We start from the raw sequence: 21,293 nt of genomic DNA on the forward strand, positions 1-21,293 counted from the left end.
ACTTGAATCAAGTTGAGCAAGTGTACCGATATAAGGCCAAACATTTAACTTGAACTTGCAAAATAGCCATAATTTTTTTCAGTTAGATTGGATGTCGACCTTACCTCCTGACAGCTCATTATGCTGAAAGTATGACCGTGTACCCATAAATCGGTAGGTAAAACAGAGTGTTTCATGTGAAACACTCTGTTTGTTCTTTTAATTTTATTTAGAGTGAGGCTTTTTCTGAAGCAGACAGTAATAAAATCCGTCATGCCCTTCAGAGATGGGAAATAGTTGTCGGCCATGACTAACAGGAATTCCCCACTCTGTAGCAAAACTTGGCGCTAATGAATTCAATGGGACTTCTGATGCGTCGTCTTGATTGGCTAAGAAATGTTGTATTTGTTGTTCGTTTTCTTCAGGCATTAACGAGCAAGTGGCGTATAACATAAAGCCTCCCGGCTTCAAGGTCTCCCAGACTCGATTCAGAATGGCTCTTTGAATAGTAACAAGATCCTCAATATCCGCCGGTTTTCGATTGATCTTAATGTCTGGATTACGACGAATAACGCCGGTAGCCGTACAAGGTACATCAAGCAAAATTTTGTCAAAATGCTCGCCGTCCCACCACGCTTCTAGGTTGCTGGCATCGGCGCAAATTAAATTGGCTGAATAGCCAAGGCGGTGCAAATTAGATTCAATTTTCTCCATACGCCAAGGTTCTAACTCGACAGCGGTGAGCGCCATTGAACTCAGTCCAGTTGAGTTGGCTTTCTCTAACAAGTGACCGGTTTTTCCTCCGGGTGCCGCGCAAGCATCCAATACTCTCTCTCCATCCTTAGGTGATAGAATATGTGCAGAAAGCTGAGCCGCTTCATCTTGAACGCTAACATAGCCAGCATCAAAACCGGGTAGCTCTCCTACTCTAACGGCATTTCTTAGGTACAAAGCTGAATCAGAAAACTTACCATCTTCTGAGTCTATACCCACATCAGCAAGTTGCGACTTGTATGTTTCACGTGAAACGAGGCTCTCATTTACGCGAATACACATCGGAGGGTGCGTGTTGCTGGCATCGATTATTGTTTTAAGGTGCTCTGGCCAGTGTTTATTAAAACGCTTCACCAACCATTTTGGCATATTAAATTCTACTGACGGTTGGGCTTCTAGCACCTCAATTATGTCGTCGGCTTCTCTTTGGTAGCGACGTAGCACTGCATTCATTAACTTTGTAGCCCAGTCTTTTTTCAAGATCCGACAGGCTTCCACCGTCTCATTGACTGCCGCATGATCTGGAGTATTCATGTAGGTTAATTGATACAAACCTAATAGTAAGACTGCGTATAAATCTGTGTCCTTTTCTTCAAAAGGATGCGCTAATAAATGCAAAGCTATGCTGTTCAATCTAGGGTACTGACGACACACTCCAAAGCACAGCTCTTTAAGCATGGGGGCATGTTCGCTGGCAATGTCCAATTGGTGACGAGCCAATTGTGTGCTAAGTGAACCCTGTTGAAGCAGAATATTGGTAATGACTTTAACCGCAACATGGCGAGCACTTTGTGTGTTTACGCTGGCATTGGAGGAAACACTTTTGTCGTATTGGTTCATGCTGTTTGCTTACTCTTGTTTTCCATTAACGCCAAGGCGTTGACCAATCTCTAAGGCGGCTTTGTGTTTACCGTTTAAGGCGTCTTGCACTTTCATGCGCTTACCACCCGCAAATTGGATCTCAGTAATGAGGAGTGAACCTTGCCCAGTGGCGACGATAATGCCCTCTTTACTCACCACTAAAATATCGCCCGGAGTAGAAGCTTCATCGCTGACGCTGGCAATGTGTGCCGTATGGATTTTCATCACACCAGCAAGGCTGTTGGTGTACGCCACTGGCCAAGGTGACAAACCGCGAACTTGACGTTCGATCAGCTCGGCAGACGTTGCCCAGTTAACCTCGCCTTCTTGTTTGGTTAATTTTGCTGCGTAACACGTCAGACGTTCATCCTGTTGCTCTGGAACCAATGTGCCCGCTTTGAGTTTTTCTAGGGCGTCAATTAATGCCTTGCCACCCAATACCGCTAGGCGATCATGTAATGTTTCTGAAGTGTCTGTTGGTTTGATATCGCAATGGGCTTTCAACAGCATATCGCCCGTATCTAAGCCAACATCCATTTGCATAATAGTGATGCCGGTTTCGCTGTCGCCAGCCATCAAAGAGCGATGAATCGGAGCAGCACCACGCCAGCGAGGTAGCAAAGAAGCGTGTACGTTGATACAACCAAACTTAGGAGTATCCAATATGATTTTGGGTAAGATAATTCCGTACGCAGCGACAATCATAATATCGGCGTCTAATGCTGCGAGCTGTGCCTTATCTTCATCCTGTTTAAAATTCAATGGTTGATAAACGGGAATGTCGTTGGCAGTGGCGAGTTGTTTCACTGGACTTTGAACCAGTTTTTGACCTCGACCTGCAGGACGATCTGGCTGCGTGTAAACGCCGACGATCTCATACTGGTTTTCGAGTTTTGAATCTAAAATAGCTTGCAGGCTAGCCGCTGCAAATTCAGGTGTGCCTGCAAAAACAATACGAAGTGGTGAGGTGGGCATAAAAGTTCCTTAACAAAAAATCAGGCCAAAGCCTGATTTTATAAAACGAATATCAACATTCTTACAGCGAGTTAGGGGTGAGAAGGCACACCTCTTACCCTTGTTTTTGTGCGAGCTTGTGGGCTTTTTCTAATTTGCTTTTAATACGATTGCGCTTTAACGGCGTTAAATAATCGACCATTAGTTTGCCGTCAAGGTGATCCACTTCATGCTGTACACAAACGGCCATGAGTTCATCGACTTCCATAGAGAAGGGTTTACCATGGCGATCGAGGGCTTTGACTCGAACTTTAGCTGCACGATAAATGTGCTCGTAAAAGCCAGGAACGGACAAACAACCCTCTTGGAATTCGTTTGGTTCGTCGTCCAATACCTCAAACTCAGGGTTAATAAATACGATGGGGTTGTTACGTTCTTCTGAAAAATCCATCACCACGAGACGATGATGATAGTCTACTTGTGTCGCCGCAAGGCCTAGGCCATTCTCGTCATACATGGTATCCAGCATGTCGTCGATTTTGGTTTGCAGCTCGTCAGTAAACTCGGTAATGGGCTTCGCAACTTTGCGCAAGCGATTGTCTGGGTATTCAAGTACGGGTAAAACAGCCATGATCTTTTCCAACGATGTGTCTTTGTTCATGAGTGGAGGCGTGCTCTCCAACTCGTTTCATTCTGTCTATTGTAACGCAAGTCTGTCTTTTGAGCAGTCTTCTAATGGCGGTTTTTTGGTCAATATGATTGAATAGCGTCAATAGCGAAAGACTATTCGCGCAGAAGGTTCTTTTTGCACTGATGCTCTGGGTAAGGAATGCCCTATTTTTCATTCGTAAGGAAGCGGTTTTAATTATGTCTATCTCTTTTCCTGGTTCAGGTTTGTCGCACACTGATTGGCTCTGTTTGAGTTTTTTGTCTGGGATTGGCCCCTCTCGATTGTCGCGTCTTTATACTTATCTCAGTGAGCTGGACCAACAGACTCCAATGGACGAGCATGCGCCCCTGTCATTGTTTGATGAAGAGAAAACGACTGAGGCGATTTCGTATGAGCTGCTGATCGCTTTAAAATGGCCGGAGATTACCGCCCGTCAGGCTATGGATTATTTTACGAGTGGCACCCTTAGCAAAGAACAAGAAAGTAAACGTGACGAATCCTTAGCTTGGCTGGAAGACGCCGATCATCACCTCGTGCTTCAGGAAGACGAGTTATACCCAACCGCCTTAAAAGAGATCGCTGTTGCCCCTGCTTTTCTTTATGTGGAAGGTCGCCGTGATGTCTTGTCTCTACCAAAAATAGGCATTGTTGGTGCCCGCAAATGTACCCGTTATGGCCAGGATGTCACTTTTCAATTTGCTGAGCAATTATCTTCTCGTGGCATTTGTGTGGTGAGTGGTGGTGCCATGGGCGTCGATACCGCCGCGCATCAAGGGGCATTGCATAGCAAGACAACACCCACCATTGGTGTCATGGGAACTGGCTTGTTTCATCGTTATCCGAATCACAATCAACAGATGTTTGACCAGATCCTAGAACAAGGAGGTGCTTTAATAAGTGAATACCCACTATCAACCCGCCCTCGTCCTCATTTGTTTCCTCCACGCAATCGGATTATCAGCGGTTTAAGTATGGGCATACTTGTGTCAGAGGCCTCGGTGAAAAGTGGCTCTTTGATCAGTGCCAGTTACGCCATCCAACAAAACCGCGAAGTCTTTGCGTTACCAGGCCGATTGACCGATGCGCAATCAGCAGGTTGTCATCAGCTTTTACGTCAAGGTGCGACCCTAGTTCGTCATGTGGATGATATTGTGGCGGAGTGCCCTGCGCTGTCTTCTGCATCAATCGCCAAACCTTCTGTTGAGAGAATGGCAACCGGTAAGGAATCAAGGACTCATACACATAATAGAAAATCATCTCCTGCAGACAACAATCAAGCACCTGAAATCGTACCGCCACCGGTATCAAATGCTTTTCATGCTTTACCGAAATTAACGTCAGATAATGCCAAGATGATCATTAAAATTATGGAGCAAGAAGGTCAAGCAATGGATTTTGATGCCTTGATTCGTCAAAGCAAAATGGACGCTGGGTTGATGATGCAAGTGTTAATGGAATTAGAGTTGTATGGTTGTCTGGAGAATCGAGAAGGCCTTTATTATCGTTGCTGAACGATCGTCATAGGTCTTCTCATGAGGAGCGCATCGAATGGGTTTATTCCATGCCGCTGAAAATATCTTTTTTGAGCTGCTTAATATCGCGGCGCTCTTTTTTGTTGGGTTTATGGTCGGACATGATGCGGCCACCAAAAGACTTGTTTTCTAAAGCGCGTTTTTCGCGCTTTTCGATCGACGCAGGTGTTTCTTCATAAAGCAATTGCGCTTCAGGAGCGCCACGGCGCTGTTCACTGATGGCTTTAATTTCAACGACCTTTTCGTCCCAGCCAACTCGTATGCCTATTAAGGCACCCACTTCCACATTACGGCTAGCTTTGCCTTTACTGCCATTGTACGACACCTTACCGCCATCAATGGCGTCTTTGCAAAGTGAACGGGTTTTAAAAAACGTGCTGCCCAAAGCCACTTATCTAAACGAACGGCTTGTGGAGTTGACTGCTTTTCTGTTTTACTCATAAGGAATACGTTGACCCTATTCTGTTGTCATAATTGAGGCTGTTATGCAGGACATTAGTAGACATCCCATTTTCCAAGCTCTGCAAAAAATAATACACGATGCGGCCGATGTGATCATGGACATTTATCAAGGTGCCGATTTAGGCATCGAGCAAAAGCTAGACGATAGTCCGGTGACAGCGGCCGACCTTGCTGCACATAAAGTGATTCTAGCAGGTTTGCAAGCACTTACACCTGATATTCCTGTTTTGTCAGAAGAAGGCGTGGTGGCCTTCGAAGAGCGCTCTCAGTGGCCAATGTTGTGGATCGTAGATCCTCTAGATGGCACGAAAGAGTTCATTAAGCGTAATGGCGAGTTTAGCATTAACATCGCCTTGATTGAAAATGGCATGCCCATTGTGGGTGTTGTCTATTTGCCGACCACCACAGAAGGCTATTTTGGTGTGACAAAAGCATGGCAAGATTTACCGATTGGTGCGTTTAAATGGCAAGGCCATGAATTTGAAAGCATCAACGTACGTGAGCCACGCGAGCCTATCATAGCTATGACAAGCCGTAGCCATGGCCCTGCACTTCCTGCATCTTTAAAAGACAAACTAAAGCAAACCTACGAGCAAGTTCGTGAGTTACCCAAAGGCAGCTCGATAAAAGGCTGTCGAATTGCCGAAGGCATCGCGGACTTACATCTGCGACGTGGACCAACCAGTGAATGGGACACGGCTGCCCAGCAAGCCATCATCGAAGCCGCAGGCGGCATGCTCGTCACACCGGATGGCAAACCCTTTCGTTATAACCAAAGAGAAACCCTACTTAACGGCCACTTCTTTGTGTCCGGCGCTGAACTCGCCCCGTATGTCATGGAATGGTATCTAGAAAACGAGGAAGAAGAGTAAGCGTTACTCTTCTTCCTCGTCCTTTACTTTACCTTATCTGATTGTTTCACGTGAAAAATATTAAAGTGATTTCGTTATCTACTTTTTTATATCTATATCGCCTCGTTAGTTTTTAATCCGCTGTTGAGTCGATTGACGATGCGTTCTTGTGCGCGTTTTAAAAAGTCGCTTTGCAGCGGTTGCGCAAAAGACCGTGCGATGGCGACGGTTCCCACTAAGGAAACCACGGTTTCTTCTGCCAGTGCTTCGGCCTCTTGGCTGCCACGTTTTTTTAGAATCGTGGCAAGACGATCAACTAAACTGTCGAAGCACGCTTGGTAGGCTTGGCGAACTTTTTCTTCCTTGTGTGCGGCGTCAGTCACTAGAAACTCTAGTGGCGATGGATGCTCTTTGTCGCTACGGCTCCAGCTCAAATAACGCGTCACTAGCGCTTTTAGATGTGTCTCGCTACTTTCGGTTTTTTTATCATTACGTGCCCAAAAACCATTGGATGTGGCGAATTGCATGGCCGCTTCATAGAGGCTACTTTTCCCCGAAAAATGCGCGTAAAACGCTCCGTGTGTCATGTTGGCTTTTTTCATTATCTGCGTGAGTGTGACGTGGTCAAACCCGTGGGAGCAAAATAGTTTTGCGGCCGCTTGTAGTATGCGCTGTCTAGTTTGCTCTTTGTGTTTTGGGGTGTATGACATAGTTAACCTCCTAGGCGAACTCTCGTATATCCCATTATAAATCGGTTTCTAAATATTATCTTGATCATATATAGACTCACTCTAGCATGGGGACTTTCTTTCTGCTGAAACTTAATGGGGTTATTTCATGTCGCTTAAAGAACGTATTGTTATTACGGGTATGGGGTTGGTATCCCCACTTGGCTTAGGTGTCGCTTCGGTCTGGGATAAATTGATTCGAGGTGAATCTGGTATTCGATTGCTGCCTACGACGTTGTCCGATGGGCTGAGCACGCATATTGCCGGACAGGTTCCGAGCCATGTAGAACAAGCTAATGGCTTGAATGAAGCCGATTATCTGTCACCTAAAGATCGTAAACGTGTCGATCTGTTTACCTTATTTGCCCTTGCGGCCGCGGAAGAAGCACTAACCCAAGCCAAGTGGCACCCAGTGAGCGATCTAGATCAAGAAGCCACCGCAACTATCATCGCCACGGGGATTGGCGGCTTACCAACTATTACTCATGCGCAATCCGTTTTAACAGAGCAAGGCGCTCGACGCTTGTCACCTTTTACGGTTCCTGCGTTTCTTGCCAACCTTGCGGCGGGTAACGTGTCGATCAAATATGGCTTCAAAGGTCCGATTGGCACCCCCGTGACAGCGTGTGCGGCGGGTGTACAAGCCATTGGCGATGCCATGCGCTTGTTGCGCACAGGTGAAGCAAAAGTCGTACTGGCTGGCGGTACAGAAGCCTGCATCGATCCTTTGTCTCTGGCCGGTTTTGGTGCTTTAAAGGCGTTATCGACTCGAAATGATGCTCCGGAAAAAGCATCCCGCCCTTTTGATAAAGATCGTGAAGGTTTTGTGATGGGCGAAGGTGCTGGTCTTGTTGTATTGGAAACTCTGGAACATGCCTTGGCTCGTGGTGCGACACCATTAGTTGAGGCTCGTTGGCTACGGCACCAGTGCAGATGCTTATCATCTGACATCGGGGCCGGAAAACGGCGAAGGTGCTGCCCGTGCGATGCAAACCGCGCTAAACATGGCAGAAATTTCTGCTGATCAAATTGGCTACGTGAATGCACATGCGACATCGACGCCAGTGGGTGATCGTGGCGAGATTAATGCGTTACGTCGTGTGTTTGGTGAAAAAGTCACCGATGTGGCGATCTCGTCTACTAAGTCCGCGACAGGTCATTTGTTGGGTGCTGCGGGTGGTGTCGAAGCAATTTTCAGTGCTCAGGCGTTAATAACAGGCATTCTGCCACCGACGTTAAATCTGGAAAACCCAGAAGAAAGTATGGCCGATTTGGATCTTATCCCCTTGGTTTCACGTGAAAAAAATGTCGAATACGTATTGTGTAATGGTTTCGGGTTTGGTGGTGTGAATGCGGCACTTCTTTTGAAGCGCTATTAACAAACCTAGCAAACTTAAATAAACAAGGCGACTCACAGATAGTTGAGTCGCCTTTTTAATATCGATGTCCTTTCTGTATCGGTTTTAACCATCCATTAATTGGCTAGGTAACCAAGTGACTAGCTCTGGGAACATCATGACGATGACAAGAACCAGAAGTTTCAGTAATACAAATGGGGTGATGGATTTGTAGATATCCAACATGGTGACGCTTGGCGGTGCGATGCCTTTTAGGTAGAACAAGGCAAAACCATAAGGCGGCGTTTGTACAGCGATCTCAATGTTAAGAATCATCAAGATACCAAACCAAATTGGATCATAACCGAGAGACACGGCAATCGGTGTGAAGATAGGCGCACACATTAGAACGATGATAAATTCATCAATAATAAAGCCCAGCAACAACATGATTAATTGGAACAACATGATGACGACAATCGGAGGTAAACCCAAGTCTTGGGTGAAACCAGCGACCATGTTTTGCACGCCCATCAGCAAGTGGAAGTTGCTGAAAACCGACGCACCAACAATAATCCACATCGCTACACTCACGAGCAAAGCCGCCTGCATACCTGCTTTCTGTACCATACGTGGCTTGAAGCGTTTAAAGAAAATCGCTAATACAATCGCGCCGACAACGCCTATCGCGCCGGACTCGGTCGGTGTCGCAATACCCATGATAATGCTGCCAAGTACCGCAACGATCAGCAGCAGAGATAATATGCCATCGCGAGCGGTGAGGAACTTCTCTTTTGGTGTAGGTTGAACGTCTGGCACCACATCCATCGGCGCGCGTTTAGGGTTCAACTTACAAGAAATCACTACGTAAGTGATTAACAAGACGATGGTGATCAGGGCTGGAATTAAGGCACCGATAAACATGCGCCCTACTGAGTTCTGTGTAGACGACGCAAACATGATCATTGGAATGCTAGGCGGAATCAAAATACCTAAGCCGCCACCGGCCATAATAACGCCTAATGCTAGGCGTTTATCGTAGCCACGTTCCAACATGGGACGCAATGCGATACTGCCAGACGTCATGATGCCCGCGCCAATAATACCGACCATGGCGCCGATCATAGAACACACGACAATCACGCTAATAGCCAGTGAACCACGTACTCGACCAATTAACATTTGGCTGGCGTTAAACATAGCATCGCCGATACCTGAACGCGTTAGCAATTGCCCCATGTAGATATATAGCGGAATGGCTAACAGAATGAAACTAAAGTGAGTGGATTCTAAGGTGGTCGGAATGACATTAAAGAGAGCATCGCCCCACGTCATATAACCTATGCCCATGGCGATACCACCAAGCGCTAAACCAACGGGAGCACCTAAGGCAAATGACGCTATGATGCAGGCGAATAAAATGCCCGTTAATAACTCAATACTTATCATTGTGCGGCTTCCTCTTGTTTGGTCTGTGCTTCTGGTAATAAAGGTTTGCCTGTAATCACCTGATATAAGGAATCAATCCAGTCGCTGGAAAGTTGTAAAATTAGCAGCACACTAGCGATTGCCATCATTAACCAGTAATGATGCATATGAGGAGCCCCACTCACTTTGACGTCGGTAGTTAAACTCGAGCGCTTCTTCAAACTTACCTATGCTCATTTTGCAAACGATCACCATGAAGAACATGGCAAGGGCGAATGAAAATAGGTTAAATATGCTTTTCGTCCGAGCTGAAACTTTGTTGTAAAGAATATCCACATTGATGTGAGCGCGTTGCTGTTGGGCATAAGCGCCGCCAAGAGCCGCAATGTAACCAAAAATAAATAACGACGTGTCGTAAGCCCAAATGGTCGGTTTGTCTAAGATGTAACGAGAGAAAACCTCGAAAGCAACGACAAAGGCTAATACCGGCATGAGATAGGAAACGGAATTCCCAATGAAAGCCACCAATGCGTGGACTCCTAGACAATAGCGTCTAATCGCAGTCATTATCATTGTTTTGTACCTGTAAGGGTGGATCGAAAAATTAAAAACGGCCTTCTTGGTGAAGGCCGTTTTCATTAGTGCTAAATCAATTATTTCTGTTCTTTACGAAGAATGTCGATCAGCTCTTTGCTGTATTTGTCTGCAGCAGCGTACTCATCCCAAAGTTTTGCACCCGCATCTTTCCATGCGGCTTTGTCTGCGGCACTTGGCTCAGGGCTCCACTGAAGACCTTTCGCTTCCATGTCAGCAACCGCTTGAGATTCCCAAAGTCTAGATTTCGTCATTTGTTCTTGAGCGTGAACTGTTGTTGCCGCTTTAACAATGGCTTTTAAATCATCAGGAAGTTTGTTCCAAGCGCTTTGGTTAACGATAATAGGTAACACTTGTGCACCAGCTAGTGGAAGTGGGTACATGTATTTCGCTACTTCAACGTGGTTACCGTCGCGGTGATCGATCATGTTAGAACCGATAGAGCCGTCGATTACACCAGTCGATAGCGAGGTGTAAATCTCAGACCAAGCAAGTGATACTGGAGAAGCACCTAGGTTACGAAGGAACTTACCGTATGCACCCGGTGCACGGATTTTTAAGCCTTGGAAGTCGGCAACAGAATTAATCGGTTTCTTAGTAATAACGTAAACCGCTGGCTGAATGTACGGGTCAAGCCACACAAGACCTTGATCGCCATAGGCTTGTTTTAGAATAGGCGCCCAGCCTTTTTCTTGGAACAAGGTTGTTAGCTCACCAACGTCACTTGTGCCGCCAGGTAGACCAATCTCAACCAAACCCGCTGGAAGCTCACCGGCGTTTAAAGATTGGAATGTTGCGCCCATAGTGATTAGGCCCGTTTTCACGGCACCAAAAATACCAGAAGAACCAACACCTTCACCATCATAAAGAACTTGTACCTTGATGCGGCCGTCAGACATTGTCTCAATGTTTTTTGCTAAATCTTCATACACAGCACCGAAGGCAGAACCACGGCTGTACAGATTAGCGAAGCGCCAGTTATAGTCTGCAGCGTTAGCAGAAGAAGCGACAGCGCCTAGGCCAAGAGCGACAGCCAGAGAACTCGCAACCAATCGTTTTTTTACTTTTAGTATCGTCTTAATCATTGAGTTACCTCGAGAGCAAAAAGTGCATAAAAAAGTCACATCTAGTCCGGTGTGACACCTTGTATTCGATACTTTCAAAAAGCCTACGCGCAATAAAGCACGCAAAATCTATCTAAAGTTTTGTCCACATCAAACAATCAAAAAAGATAAAAGCCTTTATAAATCAGATCACTAAGTAAAACAGGACGCACTAAAACTGAACATTTTGCACTTTTTTGGTGCAAACTAGAGATGAGATTGATGCCGCAATAGTGTGAATAATATTGATCTATGATGTTGAAAACGTGCATTTTTTTTACAATTTTCAAACAGGTGGTTAGTTTTCTAGATTCTGCTAAAAGGCCGCACCTAATTGGTGCGGTGCATTTCTTAACTGCGTGCTGAGGAGGTTTTTTTGGCTTTAGGTTATATCAAAACGTTGGATTTGCTGAGCTAGCTCATTTGTTTGATGGTGAACATTTTTATTGGCCGTTTGGATAGATTGAGTGGCGTTATGGTTGTCTTTAATATCATGAGCAATGATGTCCATGTCTTGTGCCATTTGTGCTGTCGTCAAGGCAACCTCTTTTATAGCTTGAGTAATCTCTTGCGTATTGTTCATCGCCTCTAAGGTATTTTGCTCAACTAGATGAATGGTCTTCACTGCGTTTTCGCCCTGCTCTTTACTGCGACCGACTTTATTTAGGCTCAGTGTCATGGCGTCAATGACTGCCAGCGTTTCCTTTTGGATGTTTTCGACTTTCTCGGTGATGCTACCCGATGCTTTAACCGTTTGCTCAGACAGCGTTTTGACTTCGTCGGCAACCACAGCGAATCCGCGCCCTGCTTCCCCTGCACGAGCCGCCTCTATTGCTGCGTTGAGAGCCAATAGGCTGGTTTGCTCTGCGACCCCCACGATGAGTCTCAATCACCACATCAATCTCTTTAGACAGCGTACCAAGACGCGCGACACGTTCGTTGGTGTCTTGAATGGTGTCTGCCACATCGCTGATGCTGGTCATGGCATCACGCATGGCACTCACACCACTGGTTGCGGATTCATAAGCCACTTTTGCGGCGCTTTGAACGTTCTGCGTCATGGATTGAACGGTATCTGCGGTCGCGGATATTTCTTCTGTTGAGGCCGCCAAGGTGTTACTGCGATCACGAATGCGCTCGCTGCCGCTGACAATGGTTTTAATACCGCTGTCCAGTTCATCGGCTGTGAATACTAGCTTCTCGTTGCTGCTTATTAAATGGCCAATTAATAAGCGCAAGCTGTCGGACATCTGGTTTGAAGCAATAAAGAGCTGTTGGAATTCATCTGGATTTGTTGAGGTCTGGCTATTTTTATGTGAACGCAGTTTGCCTTGTGCAACGTCTTTTAAAATCGCTAACACGGCTGTTAGATTGCGATTTAAAGAACGGATGACGGTCGACAAAATGAACCCGATAACGAGCGCCAGTAAGACACAGGCGATTATTAAAGAGCGACGTGCTTGCTCAGCGGTTTCAGATGAGCGTATCTGCGCCTGAACCAGTAAGGTGTTTTGCAGATAATTAGCACTCTCATCCATGGCTTGTGTATATTGGTTGCTTAAGAGCGCAAGCTTATTTTGCTGCTCTTTTAGGGTAATAGACAGGGCAATCACGGGAGCCAGTGCATCTTCATAGGTTTTAATCATTGGTCCAAATACATCACCAAAACCTATGTTATTAACACTGTCTTTGAGTGCTTGAATGGCTGCCTGCAGACTTGCTTGGTGTTCTGCATCGCTGTACGCAAGAAAGTCTTTTTCTTTTGCTCTCACCTCTTTAAAGAGCGAGGCAAAGCTTGCTAAGGATTTTAGCTGTTCAGCCAAGGCTTGTGCAGACTGATTTAATTGCCCCAGCGCGCCGGTGTTGCTGCTTAATCCGAGAGTAGTTAAGTTTTGCAGATTACTTTCAAGGGCGGATAAATAATTAGGCTGTAAAGCTTGGCTGTTTTCTAATAACGCCTTTCCCTTTTTATCGAGTAAATCTGCTCTAATACTAAACCCAGCCGCCGTTTCATTTTTAATTCTGGTTATGGTGGCACTGATCGTGTCGACATTATCCGGTGATATGCTGGTCATTTGGCGCTCAACTTTTAAGAGCGCAATTTCAACATCTTTGACTTCACTGGTGAGTCGGCTTAGCTCGGTAGCATCGTCGGATGCACTCGACATCTGCGATAAGTTGTAAATGGAATAAGCACCAAACCCTGCATAGCCAACACAGACTAACACAACGATTGCAATTAGCTTTTGACGAACGGACAACGCGATGGACATATCAACCTCCTTTAGACCCCTTTCTAAAAAGAAGGGAAGCAATCAAAATGACAAAAAAGGCCTGTTCATCAAACAAGACAAACAGGCCAAAATAACGTGCTGGAAGAATAAAATGAAAGGCCAGTATCCAATGTTTTATTTCAGAGCATAGCCAAGTCATTTCAGGGTATAACCAAGCGGATACGTATCATCCTGAATGAACAAAATATCATTTTGTTGCGGTAACCGACCTCTCTTACCTTAAAGAAGCAGAAAGGGGGATGAAAGTCGCTTAAATCAATGTAAAGTTAGAGAATCAACGAACTAAATTATGATGGGACATATGGGGAGCGGCGATGAGTGTTAAAAACTACTCACTGGGGCAAGTCGGTGACTATGAGATCAAACAACTAAAAGTCTTTAAAACGGTCGTTGATTGCGGTGGTTTTTCGGCGGCTGAAACCTCTCTGAATATTGGTCGATCAACCATCAGCCTGCATATATCTAATTTAGAAGCCCGCTTGAACCTAGTCTTGTGTAAACGTGGCCGTGGTGGATTTTCGCTGACGGAAGAAGGTGTCATTATTTATAAGATGACGGAAAACCTACTCGAATCATTAGATGCCTTTCGAACCACAGTAAACAACCTAAATGCCAGCTTAACTGGCAAACTGCGTCTTGCCCTTTCCGATAAAGTGAGTCTTGATCCTCGTAGTCATTTCCCTGAAATGATCCAGCGTTTTTCGAGTGAAGCACCAGAAGTGTCTATCACCACCAATGTAGCCTCCATGTCGAACATCGAGCGCATGATTCTGAATGACGAAGCAGACATTGGTTTTATCCCTTATCATCGTAAACTGGACGGCTTAAGTTACGTGCATTTATACAGCGACGATTGTTATCTGTATTGCGGTAAGGGTCATCCATTAGCAACCATGTCTGTTGAAGACCAAGACGAAAAAGTCGACAAATACCCTGCTACTCACGCTGGATTAAAACCCCATGAAGCGGTCAGCGAACAGATTTCCCATATGAACCTCACCGCTATCTCGTATTTCTACGACAGTCGTCTGGCTTTGATTCTGTCCGGTCGTTACATCGGCTTCTTGCCAGAACTCTATGCCGCACCTTACGTGGAATCGGGGAAAATCGTGGCTGTCGCCCCAGACCGTCGTTCTTACACACTCGGCGTTGCCGTGATTTGTAAGAAAACCACCCAACCTAATAAACCGCGAGAATTATTTCTTAAAGTGTTGCACCAGACGGTAGAAGAGCTAATTTCTGCACCTTATTAATGATTTTTAATAAGACTGTATCTGATTTTTTAAGGCCAAGGCAGTGGCTGATGTGGCTTTGTTGTTATCTCGTTACTGTTTTGTCCGTCACTTTCTTCTCTTAGCCAATCGACAAAGGCTTCAATTCGAGGCTCTTCGCGGCGAGTTTTTGGCGTAGTAAGCATAAAACTCAATTTTAGTATCTAACGCTTTTGGATAGGCTTGGACGAGGGTTCCTTCATCAAGTTCTTTTTGAACCATGAATTTCGGGCATAAAAAGACGCCATGGCCAGCTTTTACCGCGCTGATTCCCATGTACCAAGAATTCACTTCTGCCCATAGAATGCTTTTATTGCGAATGGGGCAAATCGCCAGTTCTTCAAACCACGTTTTCCATTGATAAGACGAATCGTCTACCTGGATCATCCAACACTTTAATAAATCTGTAGGTTGAAATAAGCCAATTCTTGCGGCTAAAGATGGCGAGCAAACGGGGATTATGTCAGATGATATGAGTGTTCGTTTCACCGTATCTGCTCTATCGACCGTTAGATGCTGATTATCATCGATACCAACATCTATTTTGCCAGCATGTATGTCTCTGCTCTCGTCTGATGAGAAGAGTTTTACGGTGATGTCTTTTTGACGATCTGAGAAGCGCCACAATCTTGGCATCAACCATAAAGACACAAAACTTTGTAACCCAGAGACAAGCAATGTTCCTTCAACGGGTTCGAGTTTGACGCTTTCTAAGCCTTTTCCTATGTGCTCAAACGCTTGTTCTAGGTGCTCCGCGAGGACTTGCCCTTGGCTAGTTAGGCGCATATCACGACCAGAACGATAAAACAGCGGCACACCTAGATAATCTTCTAATAAACGAATTTGCTGGCTTACAGCAGCTTGAGAAACATGTAGCTGCTTTGCGGCTTTTGTGTAACTTAATGTCTGGCTTGCAACAGAGAAATAATGTGCGGCTTTTAGGTGGGTGACTCGATTGCTCATAAAACATAGTCCATAAGATTTTCTAATCTAACCTGTAAGAATATAGCGTTCGTTTTTACCTCTTTTTGGCGACACAATAAAGTCCTTATCAACAGGAGGTTTGGGTATGTGGACGTTATTACTGTGGTTAAATGCAAAAATAGTCGATGCACATGTCGTCTTTAAAAAAAGGTGTGTTCAGCATAAAAGACGTCGTCAGATTCGAGATTTTCATTTGAAGTCTCAGTATATGCCGGAGTATCTAAAAAGAGATATTGGTTTGCCACCCTATTCGGAGCGTGACTCTTAATCCTATCTAGAAAACCTAGTGATAAAAACCAGGATTTTAAAGATAAGCTTATGATGCTTGTATTTTTGCGCTGTCTTTTAGCCAGTGTTAAGTTGCTATTTTTGACGAAAAAAAGTGGGCGTAAAGTCAGATTTCTTCGTATTGTGTCGTCTTTTACTTCTATACTTTGATGAATTGATTCCCTGTGTCGAAATAGTGAGAATAGAGTAGTAACGCAGGCATCATCTTGGGTTAATTATCAAGATCAGATAACCGTCTAGACTAGGGCTTTGCCATGAAAAAAATAATTGTCACATCGGCTATGATGTTGTTTGCTTGTTCTATTAATGCAGCATCAGTAAACGTTGCCTTGGATACCGATCCTGATAGAGAAAATTCGGGCAGCTATCGGTATATTGATAATCTAGCTCAGACGTTGAAAGAAAAAGGCTGGCAAATCAACCTATTTCCTCGAGATACAGTTGGCAGTGAAGAAGAGCGTCTTAGTCGTGTTCGTTCAGGTACCTTGGATGTTTCTTTGTCTAGGTATTCTGCGGCGACACAGTTTGTACCTGAAATGCAGGTGTTACAACTCCCCTATACCTTTAGAAATGTGGACCATCAGTACCACTTTTTTGCAAAAAGCGATTATCTTGATGAAATCAATAAGCGTCTTGCCAGTGAGGGGTTGCGTGTATTAGCGGTGTTACCAACAGGCGCTTTTTTGGGTATTTTTAACAGTGAAAAGCCCATTGCGACTGTCAGTGATATGGTGGGTTTGCGTATGCGGGCGTTAGATTCAAATCAATTAAGTATGTTTCAAATGATGGGCGCAAGTGGTGTAGTTGTGCCGCTTTCAGAAGTCTCAAACGCGCTAAAAACCGGTATTGTAGATGGTTATATTAACGCTTCATCTGTTCCATTAATGTTTAATCAAACCGACCTTTTGCACTATTTTACCGACGCAAAAATCATTATGTCTGCGCGTCTGGCTTTGGCTTCCCAGTATTGGTGGGACAATTTATCAACCGACGAGCAAAAACAGTTTACCGAATCATCCATTGAAGCTCAAAAAGACGTGTTTCATTGGGTGAATCAATCTGACACTGTCCAGAAACAATCGCTTATAGCCGCAGGCATTGAGGTGTATGAGCCGACAGAAGAGGATTTATCGACTTTTAAGTCTGCGTTGTCGGATATGCATCAGCAGGTGAAAGGTGTGCCTCTTGATCGAGTTCTGCAGCTTCAAGACAGGGTAAATAGCTATTTGCCACAATAAAATACGAGAATAAAAAACCGGCCTTATTTTACCAAGGCCGGTTTTTTTGTTTCATTAACGAGATTTGCTTAAACCAGCGCTTTAAAACAGGTTTTGAAAATTTCCATACCTTCGTCGATCAGTTCCATTTCAATTGTCAAAGCTGGTAAGAAACGGATAACGTTACCGCGAATACCGCAAGACAAAAGCACTAGACCATTTTCAGACGCTTTACCAGACAGCTTTTTAGCCAGTTCTGGGTAAGGTTTGTTGACGTCGCCATCGTGAACGAATTCCACCGCAATCATGGCGCCAGAGTTACGCACATCACCGATAATATTTGGAAATTCCGCTTGTAATGCCGTCAGATGCTCAACAAAGCGTGTACCGATTTGCGTGGCACGCTCGCACAGTTTTTCTTCTTCAATGACTTCAAATACAGCAAGACCAGCGGCACAACCAACCGGAGAGCCACCGTAAGTGCCACCTAATCCACCAGGAATTGGCGCGTCCATAATATTGGCTTTACCCACCACAGCGGCTAACGGTACACCGCCAGCGATGCCTTTTGCCGTGGTCATCAGATCCGCTTCAATGCCCGCTTGTTCGTGGCAGAACATGGTGCCAGTGCGCGCAAAACCTGATTGGATCTCGTCAAGGATTAGCAATATGCCATGGTCATCACATAGCTTACGAAGTGTCTGTAGGAAGCTGGTAGACGCCTTGTAGAAACCACCCTCACCTTGTACTGGCTCGATAATGATAGCCGCCACGCGAGAAGGCTCGATATCACAAGTAAAGCGCAATTGCAGGTCAGCAAGTGCTTGCTCTTCGGTGATTCCTAAATAGTCATTTGGGTAAGGAACATGGAAAATGTCGCTTGGGAAAGGACCAAAACCGATTTTGTAAGGGTTCACTTTACCGGTTAAGCCCATGGTCATGTTGGTACGACCATGGTAGCCACCGTTGAAAGCAATGATGCCAGGACGGCCAGTGTGTGCACGCGCGATCTTGACGCAGTTTTCTACCGCTTCCGCACCTGTGGTGACGAAGATAGATTTCTTCGGTGTGTTACCAGGCGCTGCTGCGTTTAACTTTTCTGCTAAGGCCACCGCGGATTCGTATGGGCTGACCATGACGCAGGTGTGAGTAAAACGTTCGATTTGAGCGATGGTCGCCGCTTTCACTTTCGGGTGGTTATGGCCGGTGTTTACCACGGCGATACCTGCACCGAAATCGATATAACGCTTGCCTTCCACATCCCAAATTTCAGCGTTTAAAGCACGGTCAACATAAACCGGCGCCATATTAGCTTGACCGCGAGCGATCGCACTTTCTTTACGTTTTTGTATGTCTGCGTTTTTCATTTTGTCTATTACCTTAATGAGAGCAAGCTCTATGCACATGAAGCGGCGCGGTTGCTCCGCTTGTTAATCAATATTAGAGAGGCTGTGTGAGGTGGAGCCTCACGCCAAGCCGCCCATGCACAAGTATTTAATTTCAACGTATTCGTCGATGCCGTATTGGGAACCTTCACGGCCACTGCCCGATTCTTTAACACCGCCGAATGGCGCTACTTCACTGGAAATAATGCCTTCATTGATGCCCACCATGCCGTATTCTAAGGCTTCAGACACACGCCAAATACGCGCAATATTTTGGGAATAGAAGTAAGACGCCAAACCAAATGGGGTATTGTTTGCCATGGCAACGGCTTCGTCTTCGGTTTTAAATTTGAACAAAGGCGCAACAGGACCAAAAATCTCGTTAGAGAAAATGTCCATGTCTTCCGTCACGCCAGTTAAAATGGTTGGCTCGAAGAACTGAGCGCCCGCATGAGTCGCCTTTGTACCACCGATCAGAGCTTTTGCACCCTTAGCGATAGCATCGCCAACCAATTGCTCCACTTTACTGATTGCCGCTGGATTGATTAGCGGACCAATGTTCACGCCTTCTGCAAAACCATCGCCTGTTTTGAAAGTGGCAACACGCTTCGCAAGCTTCTCGGCGAACGCATCGTACACACCTTCTTGTACCAAAATACGGTTTGCACACACGCAAGTTTGGCCTGCATTGCGGTATTTAGAGGCAATGGCGCCTTCTACCGCAGCATCTAGGTCGGCATCATCAAACACGATGAAAGGTGCGTTACCGCCCAACTCCATCGATGTACGCTTGACCGTTTGCGCGCACTGAGAAAGCAACAATTTGCCTACTGGTGTTGAGCCTGTGAAAGACAACTTACGAACCGTTGGGTGGCTCGTTAATACACCGCCAATGGCTTTGGCATCTTTGCCCACCACCACATTCAATACCCCTGCAGGAATACCTGCTTGGTGTGCTAACTCGGCCAGCGCCAAGGCGCAAAGTGGAGTTTCGTCAGAAGGCTTGATTACGATAGTGCAGCCTGCAGCGAGTGCCGGTCCGGCTTTACGGGTGATCATCGCAATCGGAAAGTTCCAAGGCGTAATCGCCGCTACCACACCAATGCCTTGTTTGATCGTTAATACGCGCTTGTCTTTAGCGAATGTTGGGATCACATCACCATTCAAACGACGCGCTTCGTCCGCAAACCAATCAATAAAAGACGCACCGTAAGCCACTTCGCCCTTGGCTTCGGCAAAAGGCTTACCTTGCTCCAAGGTCATCAAGGTCGCTAAGTCGTTTTGGTTGTCTAAAATAAGCTGGTTCCAACGGCGCAAAAGCGTTGCACGTTCTTTCGCTGTACGGCCTTGCCATTCTTTCTGGGCTTTTTCAGCCGCCTCAACGGCCAGCGTTGTCTCCTCTGCGCCCAAATCGGCCACATCGATAATGTGTTCACCATTGGCTGGGTTGGTTATCGCGAACGTCTTACCAGACTTGGCCGCGACCCACTCGCCGCCAATATAAGATTGGCTTTTCAACAAAGTGGTCTGAGATAGTATTGCTTTCATAAAGACTCCAGACTTGGCTAAGGAGGATAATTTGTCAGTGCAGTGTGTTATTAACTTAGCACTTTTAATACCAATCGATAGTAGGCAATGGCCACAGTTTGAAAAATGAGAAGCTATCAATTCAATGTTTGATATTTTTCAAACATTGATGCATCTTGTTAGCGTCTGTCATCATGAGTGAAAGACGAAAAAAAGTGTCGCTAACCTCACGTTAGCGGCGCTTTTGCGTATAATAGTCAATATTCCACACTTTTGATTACGAAGTGTTTAGCTCGCGAAGGGGTAGTAGATTGGCGCAGAAAAGAGCGGTGGTTCGTCAGAGTTTTCCCGATATTATTGCGGCGGATTTACGTCAGCGTATTTTGTCTGGTGACCTTGCGGAAGGTGAGCCTCATTCGTCAGGAGTTGTTGGCAGAAGAATACGATGTGTCGCGCATGCCGATTCGTGAAGCATTAAAACGCCTTGATGCTGAGGGGCTGGTGGTTTTTACCAATAATCGCGGTGCTACGGTCACCAAGCATTCTCTTGATGAAATTGCCGAAATCTTTGATGTGCGAATGATGCTAGAAGTGGATCTTTTCACTCGTGCTATTCCCTTAATGCAAGACGAACATTTTCAGCTTTGCGAGAGTATTCTAAAAGAGATGGAAGTCTCATACCAAAGTGGCGATGTTGCAGCGTGGGGGCCGTTAAACGCCGCGTTTCATGGTGCGCTTTATGCGGCCGCGGATCGAAAGTTAACGACCAATTTATTAGAGCGTGCCAGCTTACAATCCAATCGTTATGTGAGTATGCACATCGATCAGCTGAATAAATCAAAAAGTGCGCAACAAGATCATAGTGATCTTCTTGCTTTAGCTCGGCAAGGTAATGTACAAAGCGCGGCTGATAAATTACGCTCTCATATCGAAAACACCAAGATCCAAGTACTCGAATGGATTACCGCAGCTCGAAGTTGAAGCTCTCCAAACTGCTTTCTAATGTTGGTCGGCCTTCAGGCCGTCAAAAACCTGATAACACCAAATCAAAGCC

Annotated in this window: 19 protein-coding genes and 2 pseudogenes; 8 read left to right on the forward strand and 13 right to left on the reverse strand. The window is 45.6% G+C overall.

The genetic code is table 11. From position 1 onward, the window contains the following. Positions 1–204 precede the first annotated feature (204 nt). The 3 genes from rsmB to def form a co-directional block, all read right to left on the reverse strand. Positions 205–1,593, reverse strand: a complete 1,389-nt coding sequence (gene rsmB / locus AC0L6V_RS17615; RefSeq protein WP_265219666.1) for a 16S rRNA (cytosine(967)-C(5))-methyltransferase RsmB — start codon at positions 1,591–1,593, stop codon at positions 205–207. Between the two features lie 9 nt (positions 1,594–1,602). Next, complete coding sequence (fmt, locus tag AC0L6V_RS17620; protein WP_265219667.1) at positions 1,603–2,589, reverse strand: methionyl-tRNA formyltransferase; 987 nt, start codon at positions 2,587–2,589, stop codon at positions 1,603–1,605. Between the two features lie 94 nt (positions 2,590–2,683). Continuing rightward, the gene (gene def, locus AC0L6V_RS17625; RefSeq protein ID WP_265219668.1) at positions 2,684–3,199 is read right to left on the reverse strand and encodes a peptide deformylase; all 516 of its coding nucleotides are present in this window, start codon (positions 3,197–3,199) and stop codon (positions 2,684–2,686) included. A gap of 236 nt (positions 3,200–3,435) precedes the next feature. On the opposite strand from def, the gene dprA reads away from it, so the two are divergent. Then, positions 3,436–4,749, forward strand: a complete 1,314-nt coding sequence (gene dprA / locus AC0L6V_RS17630; protein WP_418138462.1) for a DNA-processing protein DprA — start codon at positions 3,436–3,438, stop codon at positions 4,747–4,749. Positions 4,750–4,792: 43 nt separating this feature from the next. Here dprA and AC0L6V_RS17635 read toward each other — a convergent pair. After that, positions 4,793–5,211, reverse strand: a pseudogene (locus tag AC0L6V_RS17635) (RNA-binding S4 domain-containing protein). A gap of 44 nt (positions 5,212–5,255) precedes the next feature. Between AC0L6V_RS17635 and cysQ the strand changes: the two are divergent. Then, complete coding sequence (gene cysQ / locus AC0L6V_RS17640; RefSeq protein WP_265219671.1) at positions 5,256–6,104, forward strand: 3'(2'),5'-bisphosphate nucleotidase CysQ; 849 nt, start codon at positions 5,256–5,258, stop codon at positions 6,102–6,104. A gap of 92 nt (positions 6,105–6,196) precedes the next feature. Here the strand turns inward: cysQ and AC0L6V_RS17645 are convergent, their stop codons facing one another. Next, on the reverse strand, positions 6,197–6,793 hold the full coding sequence (locus AC0L6V_RS17645; RefSeq protein ID WP_265219672.1) for a TetR/AcrR family transcriptional regulator: 597 nt from the start codon (positions 6,791–6,793) through the stop codon (positions 6,197–6,199). 127 nt (positions 6,794–6,920) lie between these two features. Here AC0L6V_RS17645 and fabF point away from each other — a divergent pair. After that, positions 6,921–8,190 (forward strand): annotated as a pseudogene (gene fabF, locus AC0L6V_RS17650) (beta-ketoacyl-ACP synthase II). Positions 8,191–8,274: 84 nt separating this feature from the next. Here the strand turns inward: fabF and AC0L6V_RS17655 are convergent. From AC0L6V_RS17655 to AC0L6V_RS17675, 5 genes are all read right to left on the reverse strand, one after another. Beyond that, positions 8,275–9,597 carry a TRAP transporter large permease gene (locus tag AC0L6V_RS17655; RefSeq protein ID WP_265219673.1) on the reverse strand — a complete coding sequence of 441 codons (1,323 nt, stop codon included), beginning with the start codon at positions 9,595–9,597 and terminating at the stop codon, positions 8,275–8,277. Positions 9,598–9,708: 111 nt separating this feature from the next. Continuing rightward, positions 9,709–10,101: a TRAP transporter small permease subunit gene (locus AC0L6V_RS17660; protein WP_265220307.1), complete on the reverse strand. Its 393-nt coding sequence runs from the start codon at positions 10,099–10,101 to the stop codon at positions 9,709–9,711. 128 nt (positions 10,102–10,229) lie between these two features. Further along, a complete protein-coding gene (locus tag AC0L6V_RS17665) occupies positions 10,230–11,255 on the reverse strand; it encodes a TRAP transporter substrate-binding protein (RefSeq protein ID WP_409418845.1) in 1,026 nt (341 codons plus the stop codon). Positions 11,256–11,655: 400 nt separating this feature from the next. Next, a complete protein-coding gene (locus AC0L6V_RS17670) occupies positions 11,656–12,150 on the reverse strand; it encodes a methyl-accepting chemotaxis protein (protein WP_321160351.1) in 495 nt (164 codons plus the stop codon). Next, complete coding sequence (locus AC0L6V_RS17675) at positions 12,032–13,546, reverse strand: HAMP domain-containing methyl-accepting chemotaxis protein (protein ID WP_418138463.1); 1,515 nt, start codon at positions 13,544–13,546, stop codon at positions 12,032–12,034. Before AC0L6V_RS17675 ends, AC0L6V_RS17670 begins: the two co-directional genes overlap by 119 nt. A 335-nt stretch (positions 13,547–13,881) precedes the next feature. Here AC0L6V_RS17675 and AC0L6V_RS17680 point away from each other — a divergent pair, with 335 nt between their 5' ends. Further along, positions 13,882–14,820, forward strand: a complete 939-nt coding sequence (locus AC0L6V_RS17680) for a LysR family transcriptional regulator (RefSeq protein ID WP_265219674.1) — start codon at positions 13,882–13,884, stop codon at positions 14,818–14,820. A gap of 120 nt (positions 14,821–14,940) precedes the next feature. On the opposite strand, the gene AC0L6V_RS17685 is transcribed toward AC0L6V_RS17680, so the two are convergent. Continuing rightward, a complete protein-coding gene (locus AC0L6V_RS17685) occupies positions 14,941–15,801 on the reverse strand; it encodes a LysR substrate-binding domain-containing protein (RefSeq protein ID WP_265219675.1) in 861 nt (286 codons plus the stop codon). 106 nt (positions 15,802–15,907) lie between these two features. Here AC0L6V_RS17685 and AC0L6V_RS17690 point away from each other — a divergent pair, with 106 nt between their 5' ends. Next, positions 15,908–16,090: a hypothetical protein gene (locus AC0L6V_RS17690; RefSeq protein ID WP_409418848.1), complete on the forward strand. Its 183-nt coding sequence runs from the start codon at positions 15,908–15,910 to the stop codon at positions 16,088–16,090. 274 nt (positions 16,091–16,364) lie between these two features. Continuing rightward, positions 16,365–17,348 (forward strand): TRAP transporter substrate-binding protein, encoded by a 984-nt coding sequence (locus AC0L6V_RS17695; RefSeq protein ID WP_265219676.1) that lies wholly within the window; start codon positions 16,365–16,367, stop codon positions 17,346–17,348. Positions 17,349–17,416: 68 nt separating this feature from the next. On the opposite strand, the gene gabT is transcribed toward AC0L6V_RS17695, so the two are convergent. Next, on the reverse strand, positions 17,417–18,694 hold the full coding sequence (gene gabT / locus AC0L6V_RS17700) for a 4-aminobutyrate--2-oxoglutarate transaminase (RefSeq protein WP_265219677.1): 1,278 nt from the start codon (positions 18,692–18,694) through the stop codon (positions 17,417–17,419). A 99-nt stretch (positions 18,695–18,793) separates the two neighbouring features. Further along, entirely contained in the window at positions 18,794–20,260 is a 1,467-nt protein-coding gene (locus AC0L6V_RS17705) for an NAD-dependent succinate-semialdehyde dehydrogenase (RefSeq protein ID WP_265219678.1), read from the reverse strand. Between the two features lie 290 nt (positions 20,261–20,550). On the opposite strand from AC0L6V_RS17705, the gene AC0L6V_RS17710 reads away from it, so the two are divergent. Together AC0L6V_RS17710 and AC0L6V_RS17715 are read left to right on the forward strand one after the other, a co-directional pair. Continuing rightward, on the forward strand, positions 20,551–20,709 hold the full coding sequence (locus tag AC0L6V_RS17710; protein ID WP_418138464.1) for a hypothetical protein: 159 nt from the start codon (positions 20,551–20,553) through the stop codon (positions 20,707–20,709). Beyond that, on the forward strand, positions 20,645–21,220 hold the full coding sequence (locus AC0L6V_RS17715) for a GntR family transcriptional regulator (protein ID WP_418138465.1): 576 nt from the start codon (positions 20,645–20,647) through the stop codon (positions 21,218–21,220). Before AC0L6V_RS17710 ends, AC0L6V_RS17715 begins: the two co-directional genes overlap by 65 nt. Positions 21,221–21,293: the final 73 nt, after the last annotated feature.

This window comes from Marinomonas sp. G8-14, from assembly GCF_055808935.1.

Coding starts and splice junctions, on each gene's coding strand:
- rsmB (WP_265219666.1), bottom strand. CDS start 1,593: ATGAACCAATACGACAAAAGTGTTTCCTCCAATGCCAGCGTAAACACA.
- fmt (WP_265219667.1), bottom strand. CDS start 2,589: ATGCCCACCTCACCACTTCGTATTGTTTTTGCAGGCACACCTGAATTT.
- def (WP_265219668.1), bottom strand. CDS start 3,199: ATGGCTGTTTTACCCGTACTTGAATACCCAGACAATCGCTTGCGCAAA.
- dprA (WP_418138462.1), top strand. CDS start 3,436: ATGTCTATCTCTTTTCCTGGTTCAGGTTTGTCGCACACTGATTGGCTC.
- cysQ (WP_265219671.1), top strand. CDS start 5,256: ATGCAGGACATTAGTAGACATCCCATTTTCCAAGCTCTGCAAAAAATA.
- AC0L6V_RS17645 (WP_265219672.1), bottom strand. CDS start 6,793: ATGTCATACACCCCAAAACACAAAGAGCAAACTAGACAGCGCATACTA.
- AC0L6V_RS17655 (WP_265219673.1), bottom strand. CDS start 9,597: ATGATAAGTATTGAGTTATTAACGGGCATTTTATTCGCCTGCATCATA.
- AC0L6V_RS17665 (WP_409418845.1), bottom strand. CDS start 11,255: ATGATTAAGACGATACTAAAAGTAAAAAAACGATTGGTTGCGAGTTCT.
- AC0L6V_RS17675 (WP_418138463.1), bottom strand. CDS start 13,546: ATGTCCATCGCGTTGTCCGTTCGTCAAAAGCTAATTGCAATCGTTGTG.
- AC0L6V_RS17680 (WP_265219674.1), top strand. CDS start 13,882: ATGAGTGTTAAAAACTACTCACTGGGGCAAGTCGGTGACTATGAGATC.
- AC0L6V_RS17685 (WP_265219675.1), bottom strand. CDS start 15,801: ATGAGCAATCGAGTCACCCACCTAAAAGCCGCACATTATTTCTCTGTT.
- AC0L6V_RS17690 (WP_409418848.1), top strand. CDS start 15,908: ATGTGGACGTTATTACTGTGGTTAAATGCAAAAATAGTCGATGCACAT.
- AC0L6V_RS17695 (WP_265219676.1), top strand. CDS start 16,365: ATGAAAAAAATAATTGTCACATCGGCTATGATGTTGTTTGCTTGTTCT.
- gabT (WP_265219677.1), bottom strand. CDS start 18,694: ATGAAAAACGCAGACATACAAAAACGTAAAGAAAGTGCGATCGCTCGC.
- AC0L6V_RS17705 (WP_265219678.1), bottom strand. CDS start 20,260: ATGAAAGCAATACTATCTCAGACCACTTTGTTGAAAAGCCAATCTTAT.